Origin of the sequence: Aquamicrobium segne (assembly GCF_042656785.1) — a bacterium.
Taxonomy (GTDB): Bacteria; Pseudomonadota; Alphaproteobacteria; order Rhizobiales; family Rhizobiaceae; genus Mesorhizobium; species Mesorhizobium segne.
This window is the reverse complement of the sequence record NZ_JBHSLL010000029.1, coordinates 31,562-44,847: the sequence shown is the minus strand read 5'-3', so window position 1 is coordinate 44,847 and position 13,286 is coordinate 31,562. Positions and strand designations below refer to the sequence as shown.

Annotated in this window: 13 protein-coding genes; 12 read left to right on the top strand and 1 reads right to left on the bottom strand. The window is 55.5% G+C overall.

From position 1 onward, the window contains the following. Positions 1-159 precede the first annotated feature (159 nt). From ACFPLB_RS10490 to ACFPLB_RS10435, 12 genes are all read left to right on the top strand, one after another. Positions 160-1,167: an enoyl-CoA hydratase/isomerase family protein gene (locus ACFPLB_RS10490; protein ID WP_378229474.1), complete on the top strand. Its 1,008-nt coding sequence runs from the start codon at positions 160-162 to the stop codon at positions 1,165-1,167. Further along, entirely contained in the window at positions 1,164-1,625 is a 462-nt protein-coding gene (locus ACFPLB_RS10485) for a DUF6163 family protein (protein ID WP_378229354.1), read from the top strand. Before ACFPLB_RS10490 ends, ACFPLB_RS10485 begins: the two co-directional genes overlap by 4 nt. A 179-nt stretch (positions 1,626-1,804) precedes the next feature. Then, positions 1,805-2,320: a transcriptional regulator LdtR gene (gene ldtR, locus ACFPLB_RS10480; RefSeq protein WP_378229352.1), complete on the top strand. Its 516-nt coding sequence runs from the start codon at positions 1,805-1,807 to the stop codon at positions 2,318-2,320. Positions 2,321-2,613: 293 nt separating this feature from the next. Further along, complete coding sequence (locus tag ACFPLB_RS10475) at positions 2,614-3,867, top strand: L,D-transpeptidase family protein (RefSeq protein WP_378229350.1); 1,254 nt, start codon at positions 2,614-2,616, stop codon at positions 3,865-3,867. Between the two features lie 443 nt (positions 3,868-4,310). After that, on the top strand, positions 4,311-5,624 hold the full coding sequence (glyA, locus tag ACFPLB_RS10470) for a serine hydroxymethyltransferase (protein WP_378229348.1): 1,314 nt from the start codon (positions 4,311-4,313) through the stop codon (positions 5,622-5,624). 156 nt (positions 5,625-5,780) lie between these two features. After that, positions 5,781-6,251 (top strand): transcriptional regulator NrdR, encoded by a 471-nt coding sequence (gene nrdR / locus ACFPLB_RS10465; protein WP_378229346.1) that lies wholly within the window; start codon positions 5,781-5,783, stop codon positions 6,249-6,251. Beyond that, positions 6,248-7,366: a bifunctional diaminohydroxyphosphoribosylaminopyrimidine deaminase/5-amino-6-(5-phosphoribosylamino)uracil reductase RibD gene (gene ribD / locus ACFPLB_RS10460; RefSeq protein ID WP_378229344.1), complete on the top strand. Its 1,119-nt coding sequence runs from the start codon at positions 6,248-6,250 to the stop codon at positions 7,364-7,366. Before nrdR ends, ribD begins: the two co-directional genes overlap by 4 nt. Further along, complete coding sequence (locus tag ACFPLB_RS10455) at positions 7,366-7,983, top strand: riboflavin synthase (protein WP_378229342.1); 618 nt, start codon at positions 7,366-7,368, stop codon at positions 7,981-7,983. Before ribD ends, ACFPLB_RS10455 begins: the two co-directional genes overlap by 1 nt. Before the next feature lie 95 nt (positions 7,984-8,078). Then, complete coding sequence (ribH, locus tag ACFPLB_RS10450; protein ID WP_378229340.1) at positions 8,079-8,543, top strand: 6,7-dimethyl-8-ribityllumazine synthase; 465 nt, start codon at positions 8,079-8,081, stop codon at positions 8,541-8,543. Continuing rightward, positions 8,540-9,043 (top strand): transcription antitermination factor NusB, encoded by a 504-nt coding sequence (nusB, locus tag ACFPLB_RS10445; RefSeq protein ID WP_378229339.1) that lies wholly within the window; start codon positions 8,540-8,542, stop codon positions 9,041-9,043. The genes ribH and nusB overlap by 4 nt, the downstream gene beginning before the upstream one ends. Then, on the top strand, positions 9,040-10,278 hold the full coding sequence (locus ACFPLB_RS10440) for an MFS transporter (protein ID WP_378229337.1): 1,239 nt from the start codon (positions 9,040-9,042) through the stop codon (positions 10,276-10,278). The genes nusB and ACFPLB_RS10440 overlap by 4 nt, the downstream gene beginning before the upstream one ends. A 164-nt stretch (positions 10,279-10,442) precedes the next feature. After that, positions 10,443-12,584 carry a sodium-translocating pyrophosphatase gene (locus tag ACFPLB_RS10435; RefSeq protein ID WP_378229335.1) on the top strand — a complete coding sequence of 714 codons (2,142 nt, stop codon included), beginning with the start codon at positions 10,443-10,445 and terminating at the stop codon, positions 12,582-12,584. A gap of 79 nt (positions 12,585-12,663) precedes the next feature. Here the strand turns inward: ACFPLB_RS10435 and ACFPLB_RS10430 are convergent, their stop codons facing one another. Further along, a complete protein-coding gene (locus ACFPLB_RS10430) occupies positions 12,664-13,197 on the bottom strand; it encodes an outer membrane protein assembly factor BamE (protein WP_378229333.1) in 534 nt (177 codons plus the stop codon). Positions 13,198-13,286: the final 89 nt, after the last annotated feature.

The window sequence follows — 13,286 nt, the reverse complement described above, 5'->3', positions numbered from 1 at the left end:
ACATCATCGTTATTGTGAAGCGTGGCCCCTGTCACAGGGGGTATTTGTGTCATTGACGTGTCGCCATGCCCGTTTTAACCGCATCTATATGGCGCGGGCATCGAAAAGGAACTGGTTGTGGCGGAGTTTGGGGACAGCAAAGATATCCGGTTTGAGGTCATGGGACATGCCGGTGTTGTAACGCTGACCCGGCCAAAGGCGCTCAATGCGCTGACAGGGGAAATGGTGTGTGCGCTGGCGGCAGCTCTGGAAGCCTGGGAAAAAGATGACGCAATTCGCCTTGTTCTGGTCAAGGGCGAGGGCCGGGCCTTTTGTGCTGGTGGTGATATTTTGCAGGTCTATCAGGCAGGCCGGGCACAAAAGCATCCTGTCGGGTTTTTCGCCGATGAGTATCGGATGAATGTGCAGCTTGCGCGCTTTCCCAAGCCTTATATTGCGCTCATTGACGGGATTGTCATGGGTGGTGGTGTCGGCATTTCTGTTCATGGTTCACACCGGGTGATGACACAAAATGCCGTCATTGCCATGCCCGAAGTCGGCATCGGCTTTTTCCCGGATGCAGGTGGAAGCTATATATTGCCGCGGCTGCCGGGCGGGTTTGGCGCCTATATGGCACTGACCGGTAATCGTGTGGGGCCGGGCGATGCGCTGGCATGCGGACTGGCAACCCATATTGTCAGGGCCGAAAAACAGCAGGAACTGGTCGGGGCCCTTATCGATTCTGATAATGTGGAGGCGATTTTAAAGCAATTTCACGCACAAATTTTGCCCGAGACTGATGACGCGACATTTTTGGCTATCGAGCGCCATTTTACGCAAACTTCGTTGAAGGCGGTTCTTGCCAGCCTGAAAGAGCAGGCTGACAGTGGTGATGCCTTTTCTGAAAAGACTTTGGCGACTATCTTGTCGCGCTCGCCCACCAGTCTTGCCGTAACATGGTCTGCGCTCACGCAAGGCGCCCGGCTTTCGATGGAGGCGTGTATGAGCATGGAGTTTCGGATCGCCAACCGGATGCTGGAGGGGCATGATTTTTATGAAGGCATTCGCGCCGTACTGGTTGATAAGGGCTCGACACCCGATTGGCGGCCGGTAAAACTGGATGATGTCGGCGAGGCAGCGGTGGCGGCCTATTTTGCACCTTTGGGCGAGAAGGAGTTGGTGCTGTGACTGAGGGGCTTCCAACCCGGGCGGTTTTTTTGCCTGATCGACTGGATTTTTCCTTCGCAGCCTTTCTGCGTCTTGTTGCCTGTCTGTGCCTGCTTCAGGGGATTTTTTACTGGGTCAGGCTGATCGGCTATTATCCGGGTGACTTGTATCGCTTTGATCTGATGCCGATCCATTGGCAGATTGCGGCTGCGGCTCTTGCGGTCCTGTTTCCTTTTGCAGCGGCAGGCTTGTGGATGCTGGCCTCGTGGGGGCCCATTATCTGGCTGTTATGTGCTGCGGGTGAGATTATCATGTATGCAGGCTTTCCGCAGTATTTTGGTAACAAGCCTGTTGTCATTGTCTCTTATGCGCTGGTTGCCGCTCTTTATTGCGCCTTTCGCGCTGCCTTGCAGATACGGCAACGACGACAGGCCATGCAGCAGGCCCGGTCGGCTGCTTCAGATGATGCTTTAGGTTAGATGTTTTAGGTTAATTGTCCGCTCATGCGTGATAATTCATTAAGCCTCTTTGTCGTCTCTTGATGGTAAGTTCTTGTTAGCCTTGGTGTTTAAGTCGAATTTTATAAGTATTCGATAGTGTCTCGATCAAGGTGAGAAAAACAAAAAAATCACCAGGCGACAAACAAGAGGCAAAGACAATGAACAATCAGCGCTCGGCGGCAAGGTCCGCACATGTATCGAATGAAAGTCAGGAAGCTATCCGTTCGCTGTATATGGAATCCCTTCAGCTTGTTGAGCGGCTGCATCGCCGTCTTCTTGATGTGATCAAGGATGAATTTGAACGGGCAGGCCGCTCCGACATCAACGCCATTCAGGCCCTGCTTTTGTTCAATATCGGTGACGCGGAACTGACAGCAGGTGAATTGCGCTCTCGCGGTTATTATCTGGGCTCGAATGTTTCTTACAATGTCAAAAAGCTGGTTGATCTGGGCTTTATCAATCATCAGCGCTCAGAACTTGACCGGCGTTCGGTGCGCATCAGCCTGACCAACAAGGGAATGGATGTGGCCGATGTGGTGGCGCGGCTTTATGAGCGGCATATCGGTTCTATTGAACAGGTCGGCGGGATCAACCCGGATGAGTTCAAGCAAATGAACCGTGCGCTTCAGCGTCTGGATCGTTTCTGGAACGACACCATCGCCTATCGCATGTAAAAAAGAGCAGGCAGGGGCTGCAATCTGCGGCAGGCCGGACGTGACCGTTAGGACACACTGTCCGGCCCTTGCCGTTTTTGCAGTGGTGAATATGCGCCTGCGCCACGTTGGCGCCATATTCAGGTGGAAGCGAAAGGAAAAATAGGGTGCAAGCCCTTTCTGAAAAAAAGCTGTTCAGGTGTGGTTTGGCTTCAAGCCACAGCATTGGTATGGTTGGTAAATTGTTAAGCCTGCACCATTAGCCTGCCTTTATAATCGCGCCTGAACATTGACTGGATATATCTGGAGCGCTCATGATGACGAGCCGTCGTTTGTTTTTGTCTGGAGCTTCGGCCTTTGCTGCATCGCTGGTGGCAGGCGGCGCACGGGCGCAGGATGTGCTCAATGATCTGCTGCGCGCTGCCGGGCAGAGTGGCTGGAATGATACTTTTGACGCGCGCTCCAGCAACAGCACCAAGGTGCAATCGACACGTTCGATCTTCAGCCAGCACACCATTTCCTACACCGAACAGGCTATTGGCCAGTATCACAATCTGGTCGCGCAAGGTGGCTGGGAACGGGTGCCTGACACCAAAAAGCTCAAGCTTGGCGTGGTCGATCCGGATGTGGTGGCGCTGCGCAAGCGCTTGATGGTTTCGGGTGATTTGCCCAGGAATGCGGGTCTGTCGCAATCTTTCGATTCTTACGTGGATGCGGCGGTCAAGCGTTTCCAGATGCGCCACGGACTGCCTGCCGATGGTGTGCTTGGCAAATACAGCTATCTGGCGATAAATATCTCGGCACGGACCCGCCTTGGCCAGTTGGAGACCAATCTGGTGCGGTTGCGTGAAAAGACCGGCTCGCTTGGTGAGCGCTATGTGCTGGTCAATATCCCGGCCGCACAGATTGAAGCGGTGGAAGGCGACCGCGTGGTGCTGCGCCACACCGCCATTGTCGGCAAGATCGACCGCCAGACGCCGATCGTCAATTCCAGAATCAACGAGATCATCATCAACCCATATTGGACGGCGCCTACCTCTATCGTGCGCAAGGACATTATTCCGCTGATGCGCAAGAACCCGAACTATTTGCGGGACAGCAAGATCCGCCTGTTTGCGCCCGATGGCAGCGAAGTTGATCCGATGACGCTTGACTGGTCAACCGAGGAGGCGGCGCGCTACCGCTTTCGTCAGGAGCCGGGTGTCAATAATGCCATGGCTTCGGTCAAGATCAATTTCCCCAGCCCCGATGGCGTCTATATGCACGACACGCCGCAGCAGAGCCTGTTTGGCCAGATGATGCGCTTTGATTCGTCAGGCTGTGTGCGGGTGCAGAATGTGCGTGATCTGGTGACCTGGATCCTGCGCGATACGCCCGGCTGGAACCGCCAGCAATTTGAAGCGACCATCAAAACCGGTGAAACCGTGCCGGTTGCAGTCAGCAACCCGGTTCCGGTGCATTTCCTTTATGCCTCTGCATGGTCAACAGGCGATGGGGTGGTGCAGTTCCGCGATGATATTTATGGCTGGGATGGTGTTGAAGAACTGAAAATTTCTTCTGCCTTCTGATCCACCCGATATTTTGTTCAATCTCAGATGATTTTATGCCGCTGTGCGGGCCAGCATCTTATTTTATCTTGAAAGTAGATAGGCCAGTTGAACTGTGCTAGAGCGTCAAATCGAAAAGCAAGGTCGCTTTCGAAAGCTCCCGCTGTTCACTTAGAGCGCCGTGCGTCCTGTCGGACGCACAAAGGAGGCTCTAACTCTTTGAATAAGCATCGGAATTATCCAAAAACCGATTCCACTTTTTGGACCGATGCTCTAAAACCTGTCTCCCGAAATTGAGAACCAGTTTCGGGATAAAGACATGTGTAAAAACAAAAGCTTAAAGCAAGCTCGTGATCTTTCAGATTCACGAGCTTGCTTTAGAGCATTTCTTGTTTTGTCCGCATTTTGCAATCAGGCGCAATGGTCTGGCTGCAAAATGCTCTTGTATAAGGAATTTGCAGATCATGGCGATACAGTCGGCAGCATCCGGTTCTTTGGAGACTTTCTTTGAAACGTCTCTGGCCGATACCGATCCGGATATTTTTGGTGCAATCCGTAATGAACTTGGCCGTCAGCGGCATGAAATCGAGCTGATTGCTTCGGAAAACATTGTTTCCCGCGCTGTCATGGAAGCGCAGGGCACGGTTTTGACCAATAAATATGCCGAAGGTTATCCGGGCCGCCGCTATTATGGCGGCTGCCAGTTTGTCGACGTTGTGGAAGAACTGGCCATTGAGCGAGCCAAAAAGCTGTTTGATTGCAAATTTGCCAATGTGCAGCCCAATTCCGGCAGTCAGATGAACCAGGCCGTGTTTTTGGCGCTGTTGCAGCCGGGCGACACTTTTATGGGGCTGGACCTGAATTCAGGCGGCCATCTGACACACGGCTCACCTGTCAATATGAGCGGCAAGTGGTTTAATGTCGTTTCTTACGGCGTGAACGAAAATGACCATCTGCTCGACATGGATGAGGTGGAGCGCAAGGCGCATGAAACCAAGCCAAAGCTTATTCTGGCTGGCGGTACTGCCTATTCGCGTATCTGGGACTGGAAGCGCTTCCGTGAGATTGCCGATGCGGTCGGTGCCTATCTCATGGTCGATATGGCTCATATTGCCGGTCTGGTTGCCGGCGGGATGCATCCTTCGCCGCTGCCTCATGCGCATGTGGTCACCACCACGACCCATAAATCACTGCGTGGTCCGCGTGGTGGCATGATCCTGACCAATCATGAAGACATCGCTAAGAAGATCAATTCGGCGGTGTTTCCCGGCTTGCAGGGTGGCCCCTTGATGCATGTCATTGCGGCCAAGGCCGTGGCGTTTTCCGAAGCCTTGAAGCCCGAATTCAAGCTTTATGCGCAAAATGTGGTTGCCAATGCCAAGGCGCTGGCTTCCAGCCTTCAGGAAACCGGCCTTGATATTGTTTCAGGCGGCACCGATAATCACTTGATGCTGGTTGATCTGCGCCCGAAAAACGCCACTGGCAAACGCGCAGAAACGGCCCTTGGCCGCGCCAACATCACCTGCAACAAGAATGGTATTCCTTTCGATCCTGAAAAGCCGTTCGTGACCTCTGGTGTGCGTCTTGGTACGCCGGCAGGCACCACGCGCGGTTTTGGGCAGGAAGAGTTCCGCGAAATTGGCAAGCTGATTGCCGAAGTGCTCGACGGGTTGAAAACCGCCAATTCGGATGAGGGCAATGCTGCGGTCGAGGCTTCTGTCAAGCAGCGGGTTATTGAGATGACCAGCCGTTTCCCGATGTATTCCTATCTGGGATAAATTTTTCAAATTTTTTAAAAACAGCAATGGCCGCTGCGAGAACCTCGCAGCGGCCATTGCATTTGTATATGATATTTGTCAGCACCATTTGTGTGATGTTTGATGTTTTCATCAGGCTGCAAAATGCTCATAGTTTAAGAAAATGGGTGGGTTTTCATGCGTTGTCCCTATTGCCAGTCTGAAGATACGCAGGTGAAGGATTCACGCCCTGCCGAAGATGGTCTGGCCATTCGCAGGCGACGGGTCTGCCCCGATTGCGGCGGCCGTTTCACCACTTTTGAGCGGGTGCAATTGCGCGATCTGGTTGTGGTCAAGAAATCCGGCCGCAAGGTTCCGTTCGATCGCGACAAACTGCTGCGTTCGGTGGAAATTGCCGTGCGCAAACGCAATGTCGAGCCAGAGCGTATTGACCGGGCGGTGACCGGCATTGTGCGCCAGCTTGAAAGTTCGGGCGAGATCGAGATTCCTTCCGCTGAAGTCGGGCGGCTGGTCATGGAGGCGCTCAAATCGCTGGATGATGTGGCCTATGTGCGCTTTGCCTCCGTCTATCGCAATTTCCGTGAGGCCAAGGATTTTCATGAGGTTCTGGGAGAACTCAAGGGCGAGGAAGAGCCTGAAAATCCATGAGCACCAGCCCGCAACAGGAAGAAATTGACCGCAGGTTCATGGCGGCCGCCTTGCGTCTGTCGCGGCGCAATCAGGGCCGTACCTCCACCAATCCATCCGTTGGAACCTTGATTGTACGCAATGACGGGCTAGGGCCGATGATCGTTGGCACCGGCGTTACCGCCATTGGCGGGCGTCCTCATGCGGAAGCCGAAGCACTGGCTGAGGCAGGTGATCTGGCGCGTGGCGCCACCGCCTATGTCACCCTTGAACCCTGTGCCCATCATGGGCGCACACCGCCTTGTGCAAAAGCATTGGTTGCATCCGGGGTCGCCCGTGTGGTGGGGGCAGCCAGCGATCCTGATCCACGTGTTGCCGGGCAAGGCTACGCCATTTTGCGCAAGGCGGGCATTGAGGTCACTGAAGGGGTGCTGGCGGCAGAAGCGGCAAACCAGCTTGCTGGCTATCTGATGCGTTCCTTGAAAAGGCGGCCTGAAGTCACGCTTAAAATGGCGCTGTCCAGCGATGGGAAAATTGGCGCTAGCGGGCAGGGGCAGGTTGCCATTACCGGGGATGCGGCACGCCGTGAGGTGCATTTGATGCGCGCTGAGGCCGATGGCATCCTGATCGGGATTGGCACGGCGCTGGAAGATGATCCTGAGCTTACTGTTCGTTTGCCGGGTCTGGAAAACAGATCGCCGGTGCGCATTGTGCTCGACAGTGACATGCGCCTGCCGCTGACATCGCGTCTTGTTTCCGGCGTAAAGAACGTGCCGCTTTATGTGGCGGCCAGTCTTGAAGCAGATTGCATACGCCGCGCCGCATTGGAGCGGGAAGGCGTGCGCCTGATCGGCACGGATGTTCATGACGGCAGGATTGCCCTGCCGGAACTGCTTGAAGACCTTGCATCGCTTGGCATGTCGAGCCTGATGGTGGAAGGCGGAGCAGCCGTTGCCCGTTCCTTTCTTGAGGAAGGGCTGGTTGACCGGATCGTGCTGTTTTTGGGGACTGTGGAAGTGGGCGCACAAGGTGTTCCCGCACCGCTGGATGCAAGCCGGATGCCGCCGGGGTTTCAAAAAACACGGCAGATGCGCTTTGATCAGGATGACTATGTTGAGTGGGTAAAGGCAGGCTGATGTTTACAGGTATTGTCACCGATGTTGGAACCGTTGTTGCAGTCAAGGCGCTTAAGGAAGGGGTGCGGCTGCGCATTGACACGGCCTACGACCCGGCAAGTATTGATATTGGCGCTTCCATCGCCTGTGCCGGTGTATGTCTGACGGTGACGGGCCTGCCTCAGGCCGGTTCAACCGAACGCTGGTTTGAGGTTGAGGCGTGGGAAGAGGCTTTGCGCCTGACCACGGCTTCCGGCTGGGGGGCGGGCACACGCCTTAATCTGGAGCGGGCGCTCAAGATCGGTGATGAACTGGGGGGGCATATTGTCTCTGGCCATGTCGATGGCACGGCGCAAATCATCGCCCGTCAGATGCAAGGTGACGCCGTGCGCTTTACGCTTGAGGCGCCCGCCGAATTTGCGCGCTTTATTGCGCCCAAGGGCTCGGTTGCGCTGGATGGCGCCTCGCTGACCGTCAATCAGGTGGATGGACGGCAATTTGACGTTCTGCTGATCCAGCATTCGCTGCAGGTGACCACATGGGGTGAGCGGCAGGCGGGTGACGCTGTCAATCTCGAAATTGACACGATGGCGCGTTATGCCGCACGGCTTGCACAAGCGGCGCGACAAGGTTACTGAGTGGACATTCACTGATCCGATATCATCCCCGCGTGTAAGGCTTGCGGTCTTGCGCGCTTGAGCCTATTGACGGCTTTGCCGGAGACGCAAAAACCATGACCAAGGACACACCAAAAAAGCTGCTCATCATCGAGGCTCGTTTTTATGATGATCTTGCTGACGCATTGCTGGAAGGCGCCAAGGCGGCACTGGATGAGGCGGGCGCAGACTATGATGTGGTGACGGTTCCCGGCGCGCTTGAAATTCCGGCGGTGATTTCCCTGGCTCTCGATGCTGAAGAAGAAGACGGCCAAAGCTATGATGGCTATGTTGCGCTGGGCACCATTATTCGCGGTGAAACCTATCATTTTGAAATTGTCGCCAATGAATCGGCACGCGGGTTGATGGATCTTTCGGTGCAGGAATCGGTGTGTATCGGCAATGGCATTCTCACCACCGAAAATGAGGAACAGGCCTGGGCGCGCGCGCGCCGCAGCGAAGGCGACAAGGGTGGCTTTGCCGCACGTGCTGCGCTGACGATGATTGCGTTGCGACAGCGCCTTGGAGCAAGACTTTCGTGAGTGATCCTGCACAAACCAATCCAGTGCCGCGACAGGCCAATAAGCGTGGGGCAGCCCGCCTTGCTGCCGTACAGGCGCTGTATCAGATGGATGTTGCAGGCAGCGGCCTGCTGGAAATCACAGCCGAATATGAAGCCTTTCGTCTGGGCAAGGAAGTGGATGGCGCACTTTATCGCGAGGCCGATGCACAATGGTTTCGGGCCATTCTTGCTGGCGTGGTGGACAAGCAGAAAACCCTTGATCCGATCGTGCGGCAGGCGCTGACCGAGGACTGGCCGCTGTCACGGCTTGATTCCACGCTGCGGGCTATTTTACGCGCCGGCACTTATGAACTGATGATGCGTGTCGATGTTCCGGTTGCGGTCATCGTTTCGGAATATGTCGATATTGCCAAGGCGTTTTATGAAGACGATGAGCCCAAGCTCGTCAATGCCGTTCTTGACCGTATTGCCCGCCGTGTGCGCGGTGAGGGCAAAGGAAAGGGCAAAGAGGCTTCATGAGTGCATCGGAACAGGTCGCGCCAGGTTTGCAGGGGTTTTCCGCTGAGCGGGAGGCGCGCAGGACTGCGCTGATTCTTGCTGCGGCCCAGGCAATTATTGGCTCGGCTGCCCCGATCTGTTTTGCGCTGGGCGCACTTGCCGGTCATTATATGCTGGGTATGGACAAGTCGCTGGCAACAGCGCCGCTGACCGGATTTAATGTGGGTGTTGCATTGGGGGCTTTGCCCGCTGCCGCAATCATTCGCCGTCTTGGACAAAGAGACGGGTTTTTAACCGGCACAGGGCTGACCGCGCTGGGCGGGCTGATTGCAACCATTGCGTTGTTTTTGTCTCATTTCTGGCTGTTTGCCTTTGGCCTGGCAATTGTCGGATTTGGCGGTGCTTTCGTCCAGCAGTTCCGGTTTGCCGCGGCTGATAATGCCCCGCCTGCTTTCAAGGCGCGCGCCATTTCCTTTGTGCTGGCCGGTGGGGTTTTTACAGCCCTGCTTGGACCGCAAGTGGTGATTTTTACCAAAGACCTTTTTCAGCCGGTCGCATTCGCCGGGGCTTTTGCCTCACTGGTCGTTTTGGCGGCTATTGGCGCGCTGGTGTTGCTGCTGCTGCGCCCCAGGCCGTTTGTTGAAAAAACCGAGCATTTGGCTTCAACCGGCCGTCCGCTGCGTGTTATCGTGACCCGTCCGCGCTTTGTCACAGCCCTGACCTGTGCTGTTGGCTCTTATGCGATGATGACTTTCGTGATGACGGGTGCGCCATTGGCCATGGTCGGCTGTGGCTTTAGTCCTGATGAGGCGACGCTGGGCATTTCATGGCATATCATGGCCATGTATGTGCCAAGTTTTTTCACGGGACGTCTGATCCATCGTTTCGGGGCCTCAACCATTGTGGCCGTTGGCTTCCTGCTGTTGATTGGCTGTGGCCTGATTGCCCTGTCGGGTCTTGAACTCTGGCAGTTCTGGTTATCACTGATCCTGCTTGGGCTTGGCTGGAATTTTGGTTTTATTGGCGCCACGGCCATTGTGAGCGAGTGTTATACGGCTGAAGAAAACGGCAAGGTGCAGGGTTTCCACGATTTTGTGCTGTTTTCGACCGTGGCTTTTGGCTCGCTGATGTCGGGCGTGGTCTATAATGTCGGGGGGTGGGATATGCTGGCATGGCTGCTGTTTCCCGTTTGTGGCCTGTGCCTTGCCATGCTTGCGTTGCAAGCCGTCATTGATCGGCGCGCACAACCGGTCTGATCTTGTCGGGCGATACCGCAACAAAAAACATAACAATATCTTGACCCTGGGCATGGCTGCCGCCAATGTTGCCCTGTCGGGCGCTCTGCATAATGCAGTGCTGCCCGGTTGCAACGGCCCGGGGGAGGGTTCTTGCGGGCCATAATCGGGAGGAATAACTGGCAATGACCATGCTTTATGTCGTCATCGCCTGCGGCCTGCTTTCTGTCCTTTATGCCATTTTGGCGACCAAGTCGGTGCTTGCCGCCGATCAGGGCAATGCACGCATGCAGGAAATTTCCGCAGCTATTCGTGAAGGTGCGCAAGCCTATCTGTCGCGTCAATATACCACCATCGCCATTGTCGGCGTTGTCGTCTTCGTGCTTGCATGGTGGCTGTTATCGGCAACCGCTGCGTTTGGTTTCCTGATTGGCGCCGTGCTTTCAGGTGCGGCCGGTTTCATTGGCATGCATGTATCGGTGCGGGCCAATGTACGCACCGCACAGGCCGCCTCCAAAAGCCTGGCTGCCGGTCTCGACATTGCCTTCAAGTCGGGTGCAATCACGGGCATGCTTGTGGCCGGTCTGGCGCTGCTTGGCGTTGCCGTTTATTACTGGTTGCTGATCGGCCCGCTTGGCCACGCACCGGCCAGCCGTGAGGTGGTTGATGCGCTGGTGGCGCTTGGCTTTGGGGCTTCGCTGATTTCGATCTTTGCGCGCCTTGGCGGCGGCATTTTCACCAAGGGCGCCGATGTCGGCGGCGACCTGGTCGGCAAGGTGGAAGCTGGTATCCCCGAGGATGACCCGCGCAACCCCGCCACCATTGCCGACAATGTGGGCGATAATGTCGGCGATTGCGCCGGTATGGCCGCAGACCTGTTTGAAACCTATGCGGTCACCGTTGTCGCCACCATGGTTCTGGCGGCTATTTTCTTTGCAAATGCGCCCAATCTTGGCCTGATGATGCTGTATCCGCTGGTTATTTGTGCGGCCTGTATCGTCACATCCATTGCCGGTACTTTTTTTGTCAAGCTCGGCTCCAATGGCTCTATCATGGGTGCGCTTTACAAGGGCCTGATCGTGACCGGGATCTTGTCTGTTGCAGGGCTGGCGATTGCCAATCAGCTCACCATCGGCTGGGGCGAGGTGGGCATGGCAAACGGCATGGTGCTGACCGGCGGTAGCCTGTTTGTCTGCGGGTTGATCGGCCTTCTGGTAACCGCCCTGATTGTCGTCATCACCGAATATTATACCGGCACCAACAAGCGCCCGGTCAACTCGATTGCCCAGGCATCGGTGACCGGCCATGGCACCAATGTCATTCAGGGGCTGGCTGTCTCGCTGGAATCAACAGCGCTGCCAGCCATTGTCATTGTGGGCGGCATTATTGCCACATTCCAGCTTGCGGGCCTGTTTGGCACGGCCATTGCGGTGACGACGATGCTGGGGCTTGCGGGCATGATCGTGGCGCTCGATGCTTTTGGCCCGGTGACGGATAATGCCGGTGGCATTGCTGAAATGTCTGGCCTGCCGCCAGAGGTTCGCCAGTCAACCGATGCGCTTGATGCTGTGGGCAACACCACCAAGGCTGTCACCAAGGGCTATGCGATCGGTTCGGCCGGGCTTGGCGCGCTGGTGTTATTTGCAGCCTATTCAAACGACCTGCAATATTTTGCCGCCCATGCCGATCAATACCCTTATTTTGCTGATCTGGGTGTTGTCTCCTTTGACCTGTCCAACCCCTATGTGGTGGCCGGGCTGATCTTTGGTGGCCTCATTCCCTATCTGTTTGGCGGCATTGCCATGACAGCAGTGGGGCGTGCGGCCGGTTCCATCGTGGAGGAAGTGCGCAAGCAGTTTCGCGAAGATCCGGGCATTATGGCTGGCACTTCGCGACCCAACTATGCCCGTGCTGTGGATATTCTAACCCGTGCGGCCATCAAGGAAATGATCATTCCCTCATTGCTGCCGGTTCTGGCCCCGCTGGTGGTTTATTACGGGGTGCTGCTGATTTCCGGCTCCAAGGCTTCGGCTTTTGCGGCACTGGGTGCATCGCTCCTGGGGGTGATCGTCAATGGTCTGTTTGTGGCCATTTCGATGACCTCGGGCGGCGGGGCATGGGATAATGCCAAGAAATCATTCGAGGATGGTTTTACCGACAAGGATGGTGTGCAGCATCTCAAAGGGTCTGAGGCACACAAGGCGTCGGTGACCGGTGATACGGTGGGTGATCCTTACAAGGATACGGCCGGTCCTGCCGTCAATCCGGCAATCAAGATCACCAATATCGTGGCTCTGTTGCTGCTGGCGGTGCTGGCGCAAGGCTGACAGGATTTTTTAACTACAAAAAACCCGCGGAGAAAAATCTCCGCGGGTTTTTCATTTGAAAATTTATTTTTAAACAGAATCAGCCGCCGCCGATAATGTTGCCGACCTGGCCGGGGCTCATCTTGCCCGCACCGCTGATGACCTGTGCCAGGAAGTTTTGATCCTTGCCGCCGGTTGGTGTGGTGCGGCTGATGAAATCAAACACTTTTCCGTCCTTGAGGCCATAATTGGCGATATTGCTGACACGGCCATCCTCGCCGAAATAAACGGCCAGAACGCTTTGTTCCACAACCTTTGCATTGGCAAATGCCACCGGGCGTTTGCGCGTCTGGGAAATGTAATAAAACACTTCATTGTCAAAAGTTGCCGTGGTGGAAGGGGTGCCAAGCGCCAGCATGACCTGTTCGCGACTGGACCCGACAGGCACCATATCCAGCGACTGCTGATCGACAATATAGCCTTGATGCAGTGTTTCACTGGGGTTGAGGTCGCCAATCATCTTGGAACTGTTGCAGGCAGACAGGGCTGCTGCAACAGCAATCAATGACGCGATCCCGACAGGGTGCAACGAAAATGTCGACTTGAATTTCATCACGCGCAATGACAACTCCATCTTATCAGCCTTGCACGCCCGCTTGCACAGGGCCACAAAAGCGGTAAACCAGCTTAGCCGCCGATGCAACACGGCCAGTCAAACAATCA

Coding starts and splice junctions, on each gene's coding strand:
- ACFPLB_RS10430 (WP_378229333.1), bottom strand. CDS start 13,197: ATGGAGTTGTCATTGCGCGTGATGAAATTCAAGTCGACATTTTCGTTG.
- ACFPLB_RS10455 (WP_378229342.1), top strand. CDS start 7,366: ATGTTTACAGGTATTGTCACCGATGTTGGAACCGTTGTTGCAGTCAAG.
- ribH (WP_378229340.1), top strand. CDS start 8,079: ATGACCAAGGACACACCAAAAAAGCTGCTCATCATCGAGGCTCGTTTT.
- ACFPLB_RS10475 (WP_378229350.1), top strand. CDS start 2,614: ATGATGACGAGCCGTCGTTTGTTTTTGTCTGGAGCTTCGGCCTTTGCT.
- ACFPLB_RS10490 (WP_378229474.1), top strand. CDS start 160: ATGGGACATGCCGGTGTTGTAACGCTGACCCGGCCAAAGGCGCTCAAT.
- ACFPLB_RS10440 (WP_378229337.1), top strand. CDS start 9,040: ATGAGTGCATCGGAACAGGTCGCGCCAGGTTTGCAGGGGTTTTCCGCT.
- nrdR (WP_378229346.1), top strand. CDS start 5,781: ATGCGTTGTCCCTATTGCCAGTCTGAAGATACGCAGGTGAAGGATTCA.
- ACFPLB_RS10435 (WP_378229335.1), top strand. CDS start 10,443: ATGACCATGCTTTATGTCGTCATCGCCTGCGGCCTGCTTTCTGTCCTT.
- ldtR (WP_378229352.1), top strand. CDS start 1,805: ATGAACAATCAGCGCTCGGCGGCAAGGTCCGCACATGTATCGAATGAA.
- ribD (WP_378229344.1), top strand. CDS start 6,248: ATGAGCACCAGCCCGCAACAGGAAGAAATTGACCGCAGGTTCATGGCG.
- glyA (WP_378229348.1), top strand. CDS start 4,311: ATGGCGATACAGTCGGCAGCATCCGGTTCTTTGGAGACTTTCTTTGAA.